Annotated in this window: 15 protein-coding genes; 10 read left to right on the forward strand and 5 right to left on the reverse strand. The window is 65.8% G+C overall.

Going from position 1 to position 16,755, the window contains the following annotated elements; genetic code table 11:
• Positions 1 to 22 precede the first annotated feature (22 nt).
• From hpaE to hpaI, 5 genes are read left to right on the forward strand one after another with little or no spacing between them, the layout of a single operon-like run.
• A complete protein-coding gene (hpaE, locus tag DIE16_RS00605) occupies positions 23 to 1,486 on the forward strand; it encodes a 5-carboxymethyl-2-hydroxymuconate semialdehyde dehydrogenase (protein ID WP_124665823.1) in 1,464 nt (487 codons plus the stop codon).
• A 54-nt stretch (positions 1,487 to 1,540) separates the two neighbouring features.
• Positions 1,541 to 2,389: a 3,4-dihydroxyphenylacetate 2,3-dioxygenase gene (gene hpaD, locus DIE16_RS00610; RefSeq protein WP_124484946.1), complete on the forward strand. Its 849-nt coding sequence runs from the start codon at positions 1,541 to 1,543 to the stop codon at positions 2,387 to 2,389.
• Between the two features lie 29 nt (positions 2,390 to 2,418).
• Entirely contained in the window at positions 2,419 to 2,811 is a 393-nt protein-coding gene (locus tag DIE16_RS00615) for a 5-carboxymethyl-2-hydroxymuconate Delta-isomerase (RefSeq protein WP_044842970.1), read from the forward strand.
• Between the two features lie 20 nt (positions 2,812 to 2,831).
• Positions 2,832 to 3,635, forward strand: coding sequence for a 2-oxo-hept-4-ene-1,7-dioate hydratase (gene hpaH / locus DIE16_RS00620; RefSeq protein WP_124484945.1), 804 nt, complete (start codon positions 2,832 to 2,834; stop codon positions 3,633 to 3,635).
• A 12-nt stretch (positions 3,636 to 3,647) separates the two neighbouring features.
• Complete coding sequence (hpaI, locus tag DIE16_RS00625; protein WP_124891600.1) at positions 3,648 to 4,454, forward strand: 4-hydroxy-2-oxoheptanedioate aldolase; 807 nt, start codon at positions 3,648 to 3,650, stop codon at positions 4,452 to 4,454.
• A 155-nt stretch (positions 4,455 to 4,609) separates the two neighbouring features.
• On the opposite strand, the gene DIE16_RS00630 is transcribed toward hpaI, so the two are convergent.
• Positions 4,610 to 5,389 carry a helix-turn-helix domain-containing protein gene (locus DIE16_RS00630; protein ID WP_124891601.1) on the reverse strand — a complete coding sequence of 260 codons (780 nt, stop codon included), beginning with the start codon at positions 5,387 to 5,389 and terminating at the stop codon, positions 4,610 to 4,612.
• A gap of 95 nt (positions 5,390 to 5,484) precedes the next feature.
• Between DIE16_RS00630 and DIE16_RS00635 the strand changes: the two genes are divergently transcribed.
• From DIE16_RS00635 to DIE16_RS00645, 3 genes are all read left to right on the forward strand, one after another.
• Complete coding sequence (locus tag DIE16_RS00635) at positions 5,485 to 5,736, forward strand: hypothetical protein (protein WP_124519573.1); 252 nt, start codon at positions 5,485 to 5,487, stop codon at positions 5,734 to 5,736.
• A 46-nt stretch (positions 5,737 to 5,782) separates the two neighbouring features.
• The gene (locus DIE16_RS00640; protein WP_124891602.1) at positions 5,783 to 6,745 is read left to right on the forward strand and encodes a zinc-binding alcohol dehydrogenase family protein; all 963 of its coding nucleotides are present in this window, start codon (positions 5,783 to 5,785) and stop codon (positions 6,743 to 6,745) included.
• A gap of 329 nt (positions 6,746 to 7,074) precedes the next feature.
• Entirely contained in the window at positions 7,075 to 8,265 is a 1,191-nt protein-coding gene (locus DIE16_RS00645) for a DUF6402 family protein (RefSeq protein WP_221625263.1), read from the forward strand.
• Positions 8,266 to 8,899: 634 nt separating this feature from the next.
• On the opposite strand, the gene DIE16_RS00655 is transcribed toward DIE16_RS00645, so the two are convergent.
• The 4 genes from DIE16_RS00655 to DIE16_RS00670 all read right to left on the reverse strand — a co-directional run bounded on the left by DIE16_RS00655 (position 8,900) and on the right by DIE16_RS00670 (position 14,201).
• Complete coding sequence (locus tag DIE16_RS00655; protein ID WP_124891603.1) at positions 8,900 to 9,991, reverse strand: porin; 1,092 nt, start codon at positions 9,989 to 9,991, stop codon at positions 8,900 to 8,902.
• A 153-nt stretch (positions 9,992 to 10,144) separates the two neighbouring features.
• Complete coding sequence (locus DIE16_RS00660) at positions 10,145 to 11,212, reverse strand: ABC transporter ATP-binding protein (protein WP_059450179.1); 1,068 nt, start codon at positions 11,210 to 11,212, stop codon at positions 10,145 to 10,147.
• Complete coding sequence (locus DIE16_RS00665) at positions 11,205 to 12,977, reverse strand: iron ABC transporter permease (RefSeq protein ID WP_124891604.1); 1,773 nt, start codon at positions 12,975 to 12,977, stop codon at positions 11,205 to 11,207. The genes DIE16_RS00660 and DIE16_RS00665 overlap by 8 nt, the downstream gene beginning before the upstream one ends.
• Positions 12,978 to 13,100: 123 nt before the next feature.
• A complete protein-coding gene (locus DIE16_RS00670) occupies positions 13,101 to 14,201 on the reverse strand; it encodes an ABC transporter substrate-binding protein (protein WP_124891605.1) in 1,101 nt (366 codons plus the stop codon).
• Positions 14,202 to 14,326: 125 nt separating this feature from the next.
• Between DIE16_RS00670 and DIE16_RS00675 the strand changes: the two genes are divergently transcribed.
• Together DIE16_RS00675 and DIE16_RS00680 are read left to right on the forward strand one after the other, a co-directional pair.
• Positions 14,327 to 15,001, forward strand: a complete 675-nt coding sequence (locus DIE16_RS00675) for a response regulator (RefSeq protein ID WP_044842980.1) — start codon at positions 14,327 to 14,329, stop codon at positions 14,999 to 15,001.
• Between the two features lie 196 nt (positions 15,002 to 15,197).
• Positions 15,198 to 16,598 carry a sensor histidine kinase gene (locus DIE16_RS00680; RefSeq protein ID WP_124891606.1) on the forward strand — a complete coding sequence of 467 codons (1,401 nt, stop codon included), beginning with the start codon at positions 15,198 to 15,200 and terminating at the stop codon, positions 16,596 to 16,598.
• Positions 16,599 to 16,755 lie beyond the last annotated feature (157 nt).

A 16,755-nucleotide genomic window follows, 5' to 3' on the forward strand; every position in this document is an offset into this window, starting at 1 on the left:
GCCCGTCGCCCAAGGAGAGCACATGACCATCAAGCACTGGATCGGCGGCCGTGAGGTCGAGAGCCGCGAGACCTTCACGACGCTGAATCCCGCGACGGGCGACGCGATCACCGACGTCGCGTCGGCCGGCGAGGCCGAAGTCGACGCGGCCGTGCGCGCGGCGAAGGACGCATTCCCGAAGTGGGCGAACACGCCCGCGAAGGAGCGCGCGAAGCTGATGCGCAAGCTCGGCGAGTTGATCGAGAAGAACGTGCCGATGCTCGCCGCGCTCGAGACGCAGGACACCGGCCTGCCGATCGCGCAGACGAGCAAGCAGCTGATTCCGCGCGCGTCCGAGAACTTCAATTTCTTCGCGGAAGTGTGCGTGCAGATGAACGGCCGCACCTATCCGGTCGACGACCAGATGCTGAACTACACGCTGTACCAGCCGGTCGGCGTGTGCGCGCTGGTGTCGCCGTGGAACGTGCCGTTCATGACCGCGACGTGGAAGACGGCGCCGTGTCTCGCGCTCGGCAACACGGCCGTGCTGAAGATGTCGGAGCTGTCGCCGCTGACGGCCGACCAGCTCGGCCGGCTCGCGCTCGAAGCCGGCATTCCGGCGGGCGTGCTGAACGTCGTGCAGGGTTACGGCGCGACGGCCGGCGACGCGCTGGTGCGCCATCCGGACGTGCGCGCGGTGTCGTTCACGGGCGGCACGGTCACGGGCAAGCGGATCATGGAGCGCGCGGGCCTGAAGAAATATTCGATGGAGCTCGGCGGCAAGTCGCCCGTGCTGATTTTCGACGATGCCGATTTCGACCGCGCGCTCGACGCGTCGCTGTTCACGATCTTCTCGATCAATGGCGAGCGCTGTACCGCGGGCTCGCGGATCTTCGTGCAGCGCACGATCTACGACCGCTTCGTGCAGGAATTCGCGCGCCGTGCGAACAACCTGGTGGTCGGCGATCCGTCCGATCAGGCGACGCAGCTCGGCGCGATGATCACGCGCCAGCACTGGGAGAAGGTGACCGGCTATATCCGGATCGGCGAGCAGGAAGGCGCGCGCGTGGTGGCAGGCGGCGCGGACAAGCCGGCCGGCCTCGCCGACCATCTGCGCAACGGCAATTTCGTGCGCCCGACCGTGTTCGCCGACGTCGACAACCGGATGCGCATCGCGCAGGAAGAGATCTTCGGGCCGGTCGCGTGCCTGATTCCGTTCGAGAACGAGGAGGAAGGGCTGCGGCTTGCGAACGACACGTCCTACGGGCTCGCGTCGTACATCTGGACGCAGGACGTCGGCAAGGTGCATCGCCTCGCGCGCGGCATCGAGGCCGGGATGGTGTTCGTGAACAGCCAGAACGTGCGCGACCTGCGCCAGCCGTTCGGCGGCGTGAAGGAGTCGGGCACCGGGCGCGAAGGCGGCGAGTACAGCTTCGAGGTGTTCGCGGAGATCAAGAACGTGTGCATCTCGATGGGTTCGCATCACATTCCCCGCTGGGGCGTGTGACGGGCGCGGGTCGTGGCGCCGCCAGCAAGAACGAACGATACGGAGACTTGAACGATGGGCAAACTGTCCCTCGCCGCGAAGATCACGCACGTGCCGTCGATGTACCTGTCGGAGTTGCCCGGCAGGCATCACGGCTGCCGCGAAGCGGCGATCCGCGGCCACCAGCTGATCGGCGAGCGCTGCCGCGCGCTCGGCGTCGATACGATCGTCGTGTCGGACGTGCACTGGCTCGTCAACGCCGGCTATCACGTGAACTGCAATGCGCGGTTCGCGGGTACGTATACCAGCAACGAGCTGCCGCACTTCATCCGCGACATGCAGTACGCGTATCCGGGCAACCCCGAACTCGGCCGCCTGATCGCGGAGACGGCCAGCGCACGCGGCATCGCGACGCGCGCACACGAGATCGACAGCCTCGAACTCGAATACGGCACGCTCGTGCCGATGCGCTACATGAACGCCGACCAGCACTTCAAGGTCGTGTCGATCGCGGGCTGGTGCATGTGGCATACGCTCGACGAAAGCCGGCGCTTCGGCGAGGCGCTGCTCGAGGCGATCGAAAAGAGCGATTCGAACGTCGCGTTCCTCGCGAGCGGCTCGCTGTCGCATCGCTTCAACGACAACGGCAGCCCGGAGGAATCGATTCACGAGATTAGCCGCGAGTTCTTCCGGCAGGTCGACCTGCGCGTGGTCGAGCTGTGGAAGCAGGGCGATTTCAAGACCTTCTGCGCGATGCTGCCCGAGTACAACACGCATTGTCACGGCGAAGGCGGCATGCACGACACGGCGATGCTGCTCGGCCTGCTCGGCTGGGATCGTTACGACAAGCCCGTCGAGATCGTCACCGACTATTTCGCGAGCTCGGGCACCGGGCAGATCAACGCGATCTTCCCGCTCGCCTGAGCGCCACATCACTTATCCGGAGCGTTGCCATGCCACACATCGTCGTCGAATACACCGCGAACATCCGCGACGACGCGCGCATTCCCGCGCTGCTGCGCACGATCAACGCGACGCTGATCGCGCAGGGCGGCGTGTTTCCGACCGGCGGCATCCGCTCGCGCGCGATCGAGCTGCAGGATTACTGCGTCGCCGACGGCACGGAGGACGACGCGTTCGTCCACGTGACGCTGAAGATCGGCTCGGGCCGCAGCGACGAGACCAAGCAGGCCGCGTGCGACGCGCTGTTCGATGCGATCAAGGCGCATTTCGCGGAGCTGTATGCGAAGCGCTATCTCGCGCTGTCGATGGAGCTGACCGAGTTCAGCGAAAGCGGCTCGTACAAGCACAACAACATTCACGCCCGCTACAAGCGGGCCGGCTGAACCCCATTCCCGATCCGACCATGCTCGAACCCGCCATCATCGACCAGCTCGCGCAGCGTCTGCACGACGCCGAGCGCGAACGCAAGCAGATCCGCCAGATCTCGCTCGATCATCCCGACATCACGATCGACGACGCGTATGCGATCCAGCGCGCGTGGGTCGCCCTCAAGCTCGCGGAAGGCCGTACGCTCAAGGGGCACAAGATCGGCCTCACGTCGAAGGCGATGCAGAACACGTCGCAGATCGACGAGCCCGATTACGGCGCGCTGCTCGACGACATGTTCTTCGACGACGGCGGCACGATCCCGGCCGGGCGCTTCATCGTGCCGCGCGTCGAGGTCGAACTCGCGTTCGTGCTCGGCAAGCGGCTCACCGGCCCGAATTGCACGATCTTCGACGTGTACGACGCGGTCGATTACGTGGTGCCCGCACTCGAGATCATCGACGCGCGCAGCCAGTCGATCGACCCCGATACGAAGCGGCCGCGCAAGGTGTTCGACACGATCGCCGACAACGCGGCGAACGCGGGCGTCGTGATCGGCGGGCGGCCGGTGCGGCCGCAGGACGTCGACCTGCGCTGGGTCGCGGCGATCATGTCGCGCAACGGCGTGGTCGAGGAAACGGGCGTCGCGGCCGGCGTGCTGAACCATCCGGCCAATGGCGTCGCTTGGCTGGCGAATCGGCTGTCGCGCTTCGACGTCGCGCTGGAGCCGGGGCAGGTCGTGCTCGGCGGCTCGTTCACGCGGCCGTGCGCGGCGCGCTCGGGCGACACGTTCAGCGTCGACTACGGCCCGCTCGGGACGATCCAGTGCTATTTCGCGTGAGGTGAGCGAGCGATGCAGATTCCGTCGAATGTCTTCAAGGCCGCGCTCGCGCGTGGCGACGCGCAGGTCGGGTTGTGGCTCGGCCTCGCGAATCCGTACAGCGCCGAAGTCGTCGCGGGCGCCGGTTTCGACTGGCTGCTGATCGACGGCGAACATGCGCCGAACACGGTGCCGACGATCCTCGCGCAGTTGCAGGCGATCGCGCCGTATCCGTCACAGCCGGTCGTGCGCGTGCCGTGGAACGATCCGGTGATCGTCAAGCAGGTGCTCGATCTCGGCGCGCAGACGCTGCTCGTGCCGATGGTGCAGAGCGCCGACGAAGCGCGCGCGGCGGTGGCCGCGACGCGTTATCCGCCGCACGGGATCCGCGGCGTCGGCAGTGCGCTCGCGCGCGCGTCGCGGTGGAACCGCGTCGGCGACTATCTGCATCGCGCGAACGACGAAATGGCCGTGCTCGTGCAGGTCGAGACGCGTGCCGGGCTCGACGCGATCGATGCGATTGCGCGGGTGGAGGGCGTCGATGGCGTGTTCATCGGGCCGGCCGATCTGGCGGCCGATCTCGGGCACCTCGGCAATCCGGGGCATCCGGACGTGCAGGCGGCGATCGACGGCGCGATCCGGGCGATCAAGGCGGCAGGCAAGGCGCCGGGCATTCTCAGCGCGGATGAGGCGGCGGCGCGGCGGTATCTGGAAGCGGGGGCGTTGTTCGTTGCGGTGGGGGTCGATACGACGCTGCTGGCGCGGAGTGCGGAGCGGTTGGCGGCGCAGTTCAAGGGGAGCGATGGGGAGGTGGTGAAGCAGGGGGATGGGACGTATTGAGCGAAGCGGACGGGATAAGGAATCTGCTGCGCAACCGGGCAGACCCGGCCGCTGCGCAACTCGACCGGACAGCTGCCCGGTTGGATCGGGCGATGATTTGAATCGCACGGAATACGAGAAATCGGTTTGCGTCATCGCCGCGCATCGCGCCGACCTTATCGTCCCGCTTCCATATACCTTCCCGGCGTCGTCCCCATCGCCCGCCGGAACATGTCGATGAACGCGCTCACGTTGTCATACCCGAGATCGAGCGCGATCGTCGTGACCGGCACGCCGTCGGCGATTTTCTCCAGCGCCCGCAGCAGCCGTGCCTGCTGACGCCACTGCGCGAACGTCAGCCCTGTCTCGGCGACGAAACGGCGGCTCATCGTCCGGGCACCGATGCCGGCCCATGCTGCCCATTCCTCCAGTCGCCGGTTGTTCGCGAGGTTCGTGGCGAGCGCATCGGTGATCTTCATGAGTCGCGGGTCCTGCGGCCGTACCAGCCCCAGTGCCTCTACCTGTGACGACGCGATTTCGTCGAGGATCACGTCGGCAATGCGCGCCTGCGCGGCGTCGAGTTCCGCATCGCCCCAGCTTGCCGCGCGCTGCACGGCTTCGCGAAGCAGCGGCGTGGTGCGGATCGCGCGCGGCGCGTCAGGCAACCCCGCGCACCGCGCTTCGGCGACGAACGCCGACCATCCGGAAATCGGCCCGAACGAGCGCAGCGAATGCCGGCAATGCGGCGGAATCCAGATCGCATGAATCGCCGGTACGACCCAGTCCTGGTCGTCGAGGCCGATCGACACCACGCCGCTCAGTGCGCCGACGAGCTGGCCGCGCGCGTGCGCATGCGGCGGCGTGATGCGCGGGTCGCGCTGCGACAGCACGGCGGCGACGACGAACGGGCCGTCGTCGGACGTGACGAATCGGGCGGGCAGGAGTGGATCGGTCATGGCCGGATTTCAGTATCGAATGACTGTTATACCGGAGATCGGCCGGCTGCGCACGCCTAAACTGCGTCCATCGATGACAACCGGAGTACGACGCGATGCGAGCCGAACAGATGCTTCCCGACCATGCCGACCGGATCAAGGCCGGCGGAACGACGATCCGCAAGGGCACCGTCGGCGCGTTCCTGGTCAACGCGCGCGTGCTGACCGATCCGGATGCGGCGCCCGCCGAGCGCGCCCGTGCCGAAGCCGACGCGCTCGACGCATTGCCCGCGCTGCGTGCGCTCGGCCTGTTCGACGTGCTGGAAGTGCGCGATCCAGCACTGCGCGCGTGGCTCGACGCACGCTGATACACGACGGAACCGTCGATCGCGATCCATCAATCAAGGAGTCGGCATGAAAGCAGCAGTCGTGACGGGCGCCGGCGAGCGCCCCGTTCATATGGAGTTCGAAGCGCCGCATGCGATACCCGGCCACCGTCTGATCGACGTGACGGCGTCCGCGTTGAGCCGTCTGGCGCAGGCGCGCGCGGCGGGCACGCACTATTCGTCCGGCGGCGGCTATCCGTTCGTCGTCGGCGTCGACGGCGTGGGGCGCGGCGACGACGGCCGGCGCGTCTATTTCTTCGGCGCGCCCGCGCCGTTCGGTGCGATGGCCGAATGCACGATCGTGCCCGACGCGCAGTGCGTGCCGCTGCCGGATGGGCTCGACGATGTCACGGCCGCGGCGATCGCGATCCCCGGAATGTCGTCGTGGGCCGCGCTGACCGAACGTGCACGGCTCGTCGCGGGCGAGACGGTGCTGGTCAACGGCGCGACGGGCACGTCGGGGCGGCTGGCGGTGCGAATCGCGAAGCATCTCGGTGCGGCGAAGGTGATCGCGACGGGCCGTAACGCAGCCTCGCTGCAGGCATTGCTGAACGCCGGCGCGGACGCCGTCGTGTCGTTGCAGCAGGACAACGCGCATCTGGCTCGCGCGCTTGAACCACATTTGCGTGAAGGCGTCGATGTCGTGCTCGACTATCTGTGGGGGGCCAGTGCGCAGACATTGCTGATTGCCGCGGCGAAGGCGACGCCCGATGGCCGTCGGCTGCGTTTCGTGCAGATCGGCTCGATTGGCGGCGCGGACGTGACGTTGCCGGGTGCGGTGCTGCGCGCAACCGCGATCGAACTGATGGGCAGCGGCCTCGGCAGCGTGTCGCTGCCGCGTTTGCTGGCGTCGGTGCGCGGCGTGTTCGACGCGGCCGGGGAGGCTGGTCTCACGATCGACACGCGAACGGTGCCGCTGTCGGAAGTCGGCGAACATTGGGGTGATACGAGCAGCCTCGTGCGTCCGGTGTTCACGATGCGTGGCGAGTGAACGGCGCATCGTCGCGCAGCGGACCGGATGCGGCGTGATGATCGAGTTGCGCGGCAGTGTTCGGCGGTTCGCCCTCGTTTGCCGTTCACGGTTGTCAACAATGCTTGTGCGCTTTACCTCACGCTGCCAGATTGCCGAAGGGAGGTTTCACGAAATACATTTCCTGCCTGAAACGGGCAAAGCATGTGCGATGTTCGTAAGCAGATCTTGAAAGACCCACGTTCGGGACTCGATCGCTTTGCCCCGTTTTTGATAAACGGAGATCGAGCGCCATTGCAAGGTCTGGTGTGAAATTGTAAGGTTTCGAATTCCACGACGCGAGTAAAAGGATGGCGCGCGATACCGATAGGATTCCGTACCTAAAGATCAACAAGCTGGTTTGGAAATGGACGCTTTGCGAGGGGGACGACGGCGGCATCCCCGTATGCGATATCGGTCTGTCAATGGCAATGCCTCCCCCGGTGAAGGAGTCGCCAGTCAAGCAATCCACGCCTGTTATTCGAGCCGACAAGCGCGACTCACTCGATAAGATGGTGGACGACATCGAAAGAATTGCGGGTGCATTTTCGCGCTTCAAGAAATGGTTGGATACCCCCGATCCACCCAAGCAACCAAGGCCAGCGGAAAAGAAAAAAGAAGTGCCGCCTTTCGATATTCAGCAAATTCCCGATGCTATGCGCAAAGAGCATATGCCAGTTTCGGCGAAGCTGATGGAGCGGTGGTTTGCGGGGGAGCTTAACTACTCGGTTACATCGAAAGACCAGAGTAATGAGATCAACCAGAATGGTGAACTCTACCCTGAATCGATGATCGATCGATCCACCGTAAAACTGGACTGGGTTCTCAAGCATGGGCGCGCAAAGCGGCAATACGACAGTCTGGTAAATACTGATATATATAGCTCACGTGCGTATGAAATCCTCAAAGACATTCTCGGCCGCTACCGTAGCCGCGGAGACGTATCGCCCTGGATGGTTAGCGGCTACGATATCCGAAAGCTACACAAGGAATTCCAGTTCCAGCGAGCGGCGGTAGAAAGCTCCTTTGAACAGAAGGCATTGCAGGCCGTGCGGCGACTGCCCGATGCCGGCGTTCCTGACGACCTGACCGGCGCGTTGGGGGCATTCAACCTCTATGCGGCAGTAGCTGGCGTTACGTTCGACGTCGAAAACAGGAAGGCGACGGTTACGCACATCGTCGTATACGTCAGGGACGGTTATTCCTTTGAGGGGGATGCGGATTCGCGGTCCCAGTACCTGGGACACTGGAGCAAAAACGGCGTGGTTATCGTACCAAGTTACATGGCAGCGAATCTTGCGGATCAGCCGTGGTTTGACTTTCCGGTAGTGGCAGGCAGTACTGTCGCAAACCTCTATGAACCGGGGAAGGTTTACTATCCTGTCCGGAACCGCTCGTTCCGCGCGTGGCAGGCCCGACACCATCGAGGCGGCGACTTCATCATATTTTCCGACTATAGGCCAATGATGTTAGCTAAGCCCATAACGGTGTATTTCGAATGAATGGATTGGCGACAGCTATGCAGGGTGCAGGTCTGGTTACACTTGCAGGACTCTTGCTGGCCGGAACCGCTGTATGTCTACTGATCGTTGTTCTATACAGTTTCTCACGCAACGAGGGGCGTGTCGAACGAATGAAGTCGGGCATGAAGGCGCTTGGGTGCGGTCTGGCAATCGTCACTTTGTTGCTTTGCGCCGGTTCTTACTATAAGGATGCGCGCCTACGCGCACATGCGACGCGGTTTGATACCGAACTGTCCCGGAACGATGGCGGCCGTTACACGGCGCAATACGCCTACCTCGGAGCGGATCGAATCCTCTTGCGACTCTATCGGACATCCGACATGCGATTGCTTGCCGAGCGGACTTACGAATCCCAGGATTCCGTTCGGTTGGTATGGACCAAGGAATCCCTGATATTTGATACCGCCGTCGACAGTGACGGAGAGATCAGGCTGCCGCCTGCACGGTTTGATCGATTCAGGGCTATGTTCCCGTAGCAGTCCGTGATCCGTGCCGTGCGCCGTCGTGCCTCGCGCGGGCACTGCGCACGACGGCGCGCGAGTGCCAGTGCCCGCGTCGCGTGTAAGCGGGCAGGCGGCGACGTTTGCCACCGCCTATTTCGTCATGCCTGGACTCAGAACCGCTGCTGAATCCCCGCCGTCACGCCGACCTGCGTGGTGCCATACCCGGCGAAATCGCGCGACACGCCGACCTTCTGGTCGTGCTTCGCGATCGCGAACGCGCCGGCCGCATACAGCACCGTGCGCTTCGACAGCGCATATTGCGCCCGAACCGATACCAGCGTCGGGTCGGCATCCGTGCCGCCCTTGATGTTCTGGTGATAGACGGCCGCGATCAGCGAGAACGTCGGCGTGAACTGGTACGACCCGCCGAGCCAGTACATATCGCTCAACTGGTTCGCCGCCGCGGTGCGAAACGTGCGCTTGTAGTTGCGATAGCCGGCCATCGTCTTCAGGTTGCCGAAGTCGTAGCTCAGGCCCGCGTGAATCCCCTGGATGTAGTTGACGGTATCGGCCGGCGTGACGCTGTCGGCCGCGCCGTTCTGCCGGTCGAACGTGAGCACCGCCGCGAACGGGCCGGTCTCGTAGCCGAGCGCGAAGTCGTATTTCGAGCTGGTCTTCACGCTGCCCGGCACGTTGCCGAAGCCATACAGCGCGCCGAACTTGAAGCCGCTGAATTCACCGTCGTAACGCACCGCATTCGACGAGCGCGTGAACATGCCGTCCTTGCGCCCGCCGGTCGCCATCGACGACGACGCCCACGAATAGTTTTGCGAGTAACCCATCGGGTCGAACGGCATCATGTAGTCGTACGTGACGGTGAAGTTGCGGCCAAGCGTCAGCTCGCCCCATTTGCCTTTCAGGCCCACCGTCGCACGGCGCGCGAAGATCGAGTCGGGGCCGTCGTCGGACGCGCCATTCGCGAGATCGATGCCGCTTTCGAGGCGAAACACGGCCTTCAACCCGCCGCCGAGATCCTCGACGCCGCGCAAGCCCCAGCGCGACGTGTTCTTGTTGCCCGACTTCAGCTTGAACGAATTGCCGCCATCCGGTGCCGCATGGTTCGTGTATTCGATGCCGGCGTCCATGATCCCGTAGATCGTGACCGACGACTGCGCGTGCGCGGCCGGCGCGGCGAGACAGGCTGCCGCGGCCGAACCGGTGAGGACTACTGTTCGAATCGAACGTTCTGCGCGTGACTTCATTTTGACGGTGTCTCCTTGGTTGTTGTGGGTTGGTCGAAACGGAAAACGCGTACTCGGTGCGCCATCGGCGGACGCCATGAAGCGTCCGCCGATTCGAGTCGCAAAAGCATGTTGAATGCACGCGCGGCGGCACACGAGCCGCCGCGAAGCGGGTCAGCCGGCTTTCGCGAACGCCCAGCAGTCGTTGGTCGGGAATTCGATCCAGTGCTTGCCGGCCGCGCGCGGCACGTGGCCGAACGCGCGCAGGCGCATCTCGCCGCAATGGAACAGGTATTCCCAGCGGTCGCCGAGATACATCGACGTGACGAGGTCGGCCTGCAGCCGGTTCGCGCCCGGGCCGTCGGCGACCTGCACGCGTTCGAGGCGGATCACGGCCTGCGCGTCCTGGCCCGGCGCGAACGTGTCGCGGGCGAGCGCCTGCAGCTCCCAGCCGTCGCCGGCGAGCGTCACGCGTTCGCCGTCGACGGCCGCGACGCGCGCATCGATGCGGTTGTTGCTGCCCATGAATTCGGCCGTGTACAGCGAGCGCGGCGCGCCGTACAGCTCGGCCGGCGTGCCTTCCTGTTCGATGCGGCCGTTGCGCAGCAGCAGGATGCGGTCGGACATCGCCATCGCTTCGGTCTGGTCGTGCGTCACGCAGAGCGCCGACAGCCCGAGCGACACGATCAGCTCGCGCAGCCACGCACGCGCTTCCTCGCGCAGCTTCGCGTCGAGGTTCGACAGCGGCTCGTCGAGCAGGATCACCGGCGGGTTGTAGACGAGCGCACGCGCGATCGCGACACGCTGCTGCTGGCCGCCCGACAGCTGATGCGGAAAGCGCTCGGCGAGATGGCCGAGGCCGAGCTGGTCGAGCGCGGTCTGCACGCGGCGCTTTTGTTCGGCCGGCGCCACGCGGCGCAGCTTGAGCCCGTAGCCGACGTTGTCGGCGACGGTGCGGTGCGGCCACAGCGCGTACGACTGGAACACGAGGCCGAGCGAACGCTGTTCGACCGGCAGGTCGACGTGCCGCGCGCCGTCGAAGAACACGCGGTCGTCGAGCTGGATGCGCCCGTCGGACGGCTGTTCGAGGCCGGCCACCGCGCGCAGCAGCGTGGTCTTGCCGCTGCCCGACGCGCCGAGCAGGCACACGACTTCGCCGGCCTTCAGTTCGAACGACACGCCCTTGAGGATCGGGTTGGCGCCATAGCTGAGATGCAGGTCGTCGACGATGAGCTTATCCATGAAGTTTCACTCCGAAGCGCAGGGCCACGCCGAGACCGGCGCCGACCATCGCGATGTTGATGACAGAGAGCGCGGCAACCTGGTCGACGGCGCCGGTCGCCCACAGCGACACGAGCAGCGCGCCGATCACTTCGGTGCCGGGCGACAGCAGATAGACGGCGGTCGAGTATTCGCGCTCGAAGATCATGAAGATCAGCAGCCACGCGGCGAGCAGGCCGAAGCGCACGAGCGGCAGCGTCACGTCGAGCGACACGCGGCTGCGCGTCGCGCCGACGCTGCGGCCGGCTTCCTCGAGTTCCGGGCCGACCTGCAGCAGCGCGCTCTGGATGAGCCGCATCCCGTATGCGAGCCACACGACCGTGTATGCGATCCAGATGCTCCACATCGAGTTCTTCAGCTCGCGCAGGCCCGGCACGAACAGGAAGATCCACAGGAACGCGAGACCGGCAAGCAGGCCCGGCACCGCGCGCGGCAGCAGCACGAGGTAGTCGAGCAGTTTCGTCGCCCAGTCGTTGCGGCGATGGCCGGCGAAGGCGACGAGCGAGTAGAAGCCGATCGCGAGCGCACCGCCGATCACGCCGATGCCGAGCGTGTTGACGATCGCGCGCACGAGGTTGTCCTGCTCGAACAGCTCGATGAAGTTCTGCAGCGTCAGCGCTTCGGCGAGCGCGACGCCTTCGCCCCAGTTGGTCACGAACGCGCGCAGCACGATGCCCGAGATCGGCACGATCACCGTCAGCATCAGCCACAGCGCGACGATCGCGAGCGCGACCCAGCGCCATACGCCGAGCGGCAGCACCGTCGCACGGCCGGCCTTGCCCTTCACAGTGACGAAGCGGTTCGCGGTCTTCAGCAGGCGGCGCTGCAGCAGCACGAGCGGGAACGTGATCGCGACGATGCACACCGCGACCGCGGCCATCAGGTGATACGACGGCACGCCGAGCTTGTTGGTCAGCTTGTACAGGTAGGTCGCGAGCACGAGGTGGCCTTCGGGATCGCCGAGCACGAGCGGCAGCCCGAACACCTCGAAGCCGAGGAAGAACACGAGCACGCCGGCGAACAGCAGCGCGGGCATCGTCATCGGCAGGCTCACGTCGAGCGCGACGCGGAACGGCCGCGCCCCCGTCACGCGCGCCGCTTCCTCGACGTCCGAGCCGAGGTTGCGCAGCGCGGCCGACGAGTACAGGTATACGTGCGGCACGTGCGTGAGGCCGACGATCATCGTGATCGCGAAGATCGAGTACACGTTCCAGGGTACGCTCGGCACCCCGAACAGTTCCTTGAACCACACCGAATAGAAGCCGACCGGGCCGGCCGCGACCACGTAGCCGAACGCGAGCACCATCGGCGACACGAACACCGGCGTGAGCAGCAGCGGCTCGAGCCAGCGGCGGCCGGGCAGGTCGGTGCGCACCATCAGGAACGCGAGGATGCCGCCGAGCGGGATCGAGATGAACAGCATCCCGCCGGCGATGATGAACGAGTTCTTCACGGCCGACCAGAAGTCCGGGTCGGTGAAGATGAAGCGGAAGCCTTCGACGCCGAGCGTCTTGTTCGTGTCGAAGAACGGCGCGGACAGCAGGCTCTGGAACAGGATGAAGCCGAGCGGCAGCGCGACCGCGACGGTGAGCACCGCGACGACGATCCAGCGCAGCATGCCGGCGAGCGGCTGCAGGTTGCTGACCTGCAGCGCGGGAATCGCGCCACCCTGGCCGGTGGTGGGCGGAACGGCCGGCGCCGCTCCGCGTGTGCTGGTTGAAAGCATGAGTTTGCCCCTGCGGCCATCCGGATGGCCGCCTCTAGGAAGTCGGTAAGGGGAAGGGGGCCGACCGCGCGGCGTGCGGCGGGCGGCCGTCGGTCGGCCGAAGCCGATCAGCGAATCAGTGGATCAGCTCTTGATCGCCTGCTGCCATTGCTTGAGGAACGCGAGCCGCTTCGACTGGTCCAGATAGACGAGCAGGCCGGTGCCGATCGGGATCGGCTTCAGCGAATCGCCGAGTTCCTTCGTGAGGCTCGCGGCCGACGTTTCGCCGGTCACGTCCGTGCGAATCGCGTACAGGTTCGCCTGGTTCGCGATCAGCGTCTGGCCGCGCTTCGACAGCAGGTAGTCGACCCACAGCTTCGCGGCGTTCGGGTTCTTCGCCTTCTTCGAGATCGTGGCCAGGCGGCTCACGACTTGTGTGTAGTCCTTCGGGAATACGTAGCCGATCGACTTGTCCTTCTTCGCTTTCGCGTACGCATACGAGCCGATGATGTTGTAGCCGATCAGGTTCTCGCCCGACGAGATGCGCTCCATCATCGCGCCGGTGCTCGACTGCAGCTTCGGACCGGTCGCGCCGATCGCCTTCACGAGCTCCCACGTGACCTTCTCGTTCAGGTGCGCGTCCTGCGTCAGCGCGTTGAAGCCGACGCCGGATTTCTCGACGTCGTACGTCGTCAGCTTGCCTTTGAACTTGTCGGGTTGCGACGTGAGCAGCTTGATCAGGTCGGTGCGCGTTTTCGGCACCTCGTTCTCGGGAATCAGCCGCTTGTTGTAGACGATCGCGAGCGGCTCGAACGTCGTGCCGTACGCCTGCTTCTGGTATTGCGCCCATTGCGGCACGTTCGCGCTTTCCGGCGAATCGTACGACGTCATCAGGCCGTCGTTGACGAGCTTGACCTGCAGGTCCATCGCCGAGCTCCACAGCACGTCGGCGCTGGTGCTGCTCGCGGCGTTCTCGCTGATGTAGCGGTTGTACAGCTCGGTGCTGTTCATGTCGTTGTACTCGACCTTCACGCCATACAGGCTTTCGAAGTCCTTGATCAGCGGGCGCACGAGGCCCGTGTCGGTCGTCGAGTAGACGATCAGCTTGCCTTCCTTCTTCGCGGCGTCGACGACACCTTGGTAGTTACCCGGATACCCGGCCGGAACCTGCGCGGTGGCGGCGCCGGCGGCGGTGCCCAGGACGATCGCCAGCGCGGCGGCGAGCTGCTTCGATGCAAACGGCATGTCTTCCTCCAGTTATGCGTGTGTGTTGTTCGAGTGACGCGGATGTTAATTGCGAGGCACTTTCAGCCTGCTTTCATTTCGGTTCACAATAGTGTCCTTTGTGTCATGGATTTCCCGAGGTCCCCATGCGTGTGCTGCTCGTCGAAGACAACCCGAACCTTGCGCAGTCGTTGAACGACGCGCTGAGTGCCGCGCGCTTCGCGGTCGATCACATGGCGGACGGGGAGGCGGCGGATCACGTGCTGCGCACGCAGGACTACGCGCTGGTGATACTCGATCTCGGGCTGCCGAAGCTCGACGGGCTCGAGGTGCTGCGGCGGCTGCGCGCGCGCCGCAATCCGGTGCCGGTGCTGATCCTCACCGCGCACGGCTCGGTCGAGGACCGCGTGAAGGGGCTCGATCTCGGCGCCGACGATTACCTCGCGAAGCCGTTCGAGCTGACCGAGCTGGAGGCGCGCGCCCGCGCGCTGATCCGGCGCAGCCTCGGCCACGAGCATTCGCGGGTCGAGTGCGGGCCGCTTTCGTATGACAGTATCGACCGCAGCTTCCACCTCGCCGGCGAACCGCTGCCGCTCACGCCGCGCGAGCGCTCGGTGCTGGAGGTGCTGATCCTGCGCAACGGCCGCGCGATCAACAAGGAGACGCTGTCGGAGAAGATCTTCGGGCTCGACGAGTCGGTCAACGCGGATGCGATCGAGATCTACGTGTACCGGCTGCGCAAGAAGCTGGAGAACACCGGCGTCGCGATCGTCACGCTGCGCGGCCTCGGATACTTGCTCGAAGCGAAGGCGGCCGGATGAACCGCCGCCGGGCTTGCCTTCTTTGCATGGCGCCGCGGTACGCGCCAAAGCGTTGCTCGGGATCGACACGTTCGCTGCCTGCCGCGGGCGCGCCTGCCATCCGCGGCCGGCCTGGCAAAGCCGGCCGGCTGCACGGGCGCGGAGCGAGGCCGCACGCGTTTTCCGCCACGCTGGTCGGTGCAGCCCGGCGGGAAGCATGGTGACACGCCCGAACCTGCGCGCGCAGGTCGCGCTGTGGCTGCTGCTGCCGCTGCTCGGACTGCTCGCGCTCGACTCGTGGCTCACGTACCAGCGCGCGATGAGCGCCGCGCACGTCGCGTTCGACCGCACGCTGTCGTCGTCGCTGAAGTCGATCCGCGAAGGCGTGCGGCTCAACGAGGGCGAGATCGAGGTCGACCTGCCGTATCTCGCGCTCGAGATGTTCGAGTCGGGCGACGGCGGCAAGATCTACTACCTGATCCGCGAGGACAACGGCCGCACGATCACCGGCTATCCGGACCTGCCGCTGCCGCAGGGCGACGGCACGCTGTTCGTCACGCGCTACTACAACGTCGTCTATCGCGGCGAGCAGTTGCGCATGGCCGCGCTGCGCGTGCCGGTGCACGACGTGCCGACCGCGCAGACGCGCATCGTGTGGGTGATGGTCGGCGAGACGATCGAGGCGCGCCAGGCGCTCGCGCGCGAGATCCTGATGGGCTCGCTGCTGCAGGAGGGGCTGCTCGTCGTGCTCGCGCTCGGGATCGTGTGGCTCGGCGTCGGGCGCGGGCTGCGGCCGTTGAACCGGCTGTCGGCGACGGTCGCCGCGCGCAGCGACGGCGATCCGACGCCGCTCGATACCGGAGGCATGCCGAGCGAACTCGCGCCGCTCGTCGAGTCGATCAACCAGTACATCGGCCGCACGCAGCGGATGCAGGTCGCGCGGCGGCGTTTCTTCGCGGACGCGGCCCATCAGCTGAAGACCCCGCTCGCGGCGGTGCAGGCCGGCGTCGAGCTGGCGTTGCGGCCGGACGAGCAGCCGCGCGTGAACGTGCATCTGCGGCGCGTGAACGGCGCGGTGCGGCAGGCCGTGAAGATCGTCCAGCAGCTGCTGTCGCTGTCGCGGCTCGATTCGGACAGCGGCCAGGCGGTCGCGCACCAGCCGGTCGCGCTGCACCGGCTCGCGCGCAGCGTGACGCTCGACTGGTCGCCGGTCGCGCGCGCGCGCGACATCGATCTCGGCTTCGAGCACGAGGCGGATGTCGACGTGCTCGGCCAACCGGACCTGCTCGGTGAATTGATCGGCAACCTGATCGACAACGCGATTCGTTATTCGGGCGACCGCGCGGTGATCACGGTGCGCGTGTCGCGCGACGGCGACCATGCGCGGCTCGACGTGATCGACAACGGGCCGGGCATTCCGGCCGGCGAGCGCGACGCGGTGTTCGAGCGTTTCCATCGCGGCAGCAAGACGCAGACGGTCGAAGGCACGGGGCTCGGGCTGTCGATCGTGCGCGGGATCGCGCGCGTGCATCAGGGCAGCGTGACGCTGGCCGATGCGGCGGGAGGCGGGTTGATCGTGACGGTGATGTTGCCGACGGTGCCGGCGGCGGCGCAGTAGAAGGGCTGGTTCGCTTGGTCGCGGAGAATCGCGGCGAATGTGAGCGAATGGCGGGGAGCGGCATCTCCGAGGGAGGGAGGTGGGCGCGCCGGCACGTCGCGGCGGATGTCTTCGACGCATCGCCCTCGGCGGCGATGCATACGACGCGCCGTCCGCC

It is taken from the genome of Burkholderia sp. Bp9090, from assembly GCF_003857985.1.
Lineage (GTDB): Bacteria > Pseudomonadota > Gammaproteobacteria > Burkholderiales > Burkholderiaceae > Burkholderia.

What these genes read in the sequence shown, in the direction of transcription:
- DIE16_RS00680 (WP_124891606.1), top strand. Translation starts at nt 15,198, where the DNA reads ATGGTGACACGCCCGAACCTGCGCGCGCAGGTCGCGCTGTGGCTGCTG.
- hpaD (WP_124484946.1), top strand. Translation starts at nt 1,541, where the DNA reads ATGGGCAAACTGTCCCTCGCCGCGAAGATCACGCACGTGCCGTCGATG.
- DIE16_RS00640 (WP_124891602.1), top strand. Translation starts at nt 5,783, where the DNA reads ATGAAAGCAGCAGTCGTGACGGGCGCCGGCGAGCGCCCCGTTCATATG.
- DIE16_RS00670 (WP_124891605.1), bottom strand. Translation starts at nt 14,201, where the DNA reads ATGCCGTTTGCATCGAAGCAGCTCGCCGCCGCGCTGGCGATCGTCCTG.
- hpaE (WP_124665823.1), top strand. Translation starts at nt 23, where the DNA reads ATGACCATCAAGCACTGGATCGGCGGCCGTGAGGTCGAGAGCCGCGAG.
- DIE16_RS00630 (WP_124891601.1), bottom strand. Translation starts at nt 5,389, where the DNA reads ATGACCGATCCACTCCTGCCCGCCCGATTCGTCACGTCCGACGACGGC.
- DIE16_RS00675 (WP_044842980.1), top strand. Translation starts at nt 14,327, where the DNA reads ATGCGTGTGCTGCTCGTCGAAGACAACCCGAACCTTGCGCAGTCGTTG.
- DIE16_RS00665 (WP_124891604.1), bottom strand. Translation starts at nt 12,977, where the DNA reads ATGCTTTCAACCAGCACACGCGGAGCGGCGCCGGCCGTTCCGCCCACC.
- hpaH (WP_124484945.1), top strand. Translation starts at nt 2,832, where the DNA reads ATGCTCGAACCCGCCATCATCGACCAGCTCGCGCAGCGTCTGCACGAC.
- DIE16_RS00660 (WP_059450179.1), bottom strand. Translation starts at nt 11,212, where the DNA reads ATGGATAAGCTCATCGTCGACGACCTGCATCTCAGCTATGGCGCCAAC.
- DIE16_RS00655 (WP_124891603.1), bottom strand. Translation starts at nt 9,991, where the DNA reads ATGAAGTCACGCGCAGAACGTTCGATTCGAACAGTAGTCCTCACCGGT.
- DIE16_RS00615 (WP_044842970.1), top strand. Translation starts at nt 2,419, where the DNA reads ATGCCACACATCGTCGTCGAATACACCGCGAACATCCGCGACGACGCG.
- DIE16_RS00635 (WP_124519573.1), top strand. Translation starts at nt 5,485, where the DNA reads ATGCGAGCCGAACAGATGCTTCCCGACCATGCCGACCGGATCAAGGCC.
- DIE16_RS00645 (WP_221625263.1), top strand. Translation starts at nt 7,075, where the DNA reads ATGGCGCGCGATACCGATAGGATTCCGTACCTAAAGATCAACAAGCTG.
- hpaI (WP_124891600.1), top strand. Translation starts at nt 3,648, where the DNA reads ATGCAGATTCCGTCGAATGTCTTCAAGGCCGCGCTCGCGCGTGGCGAC.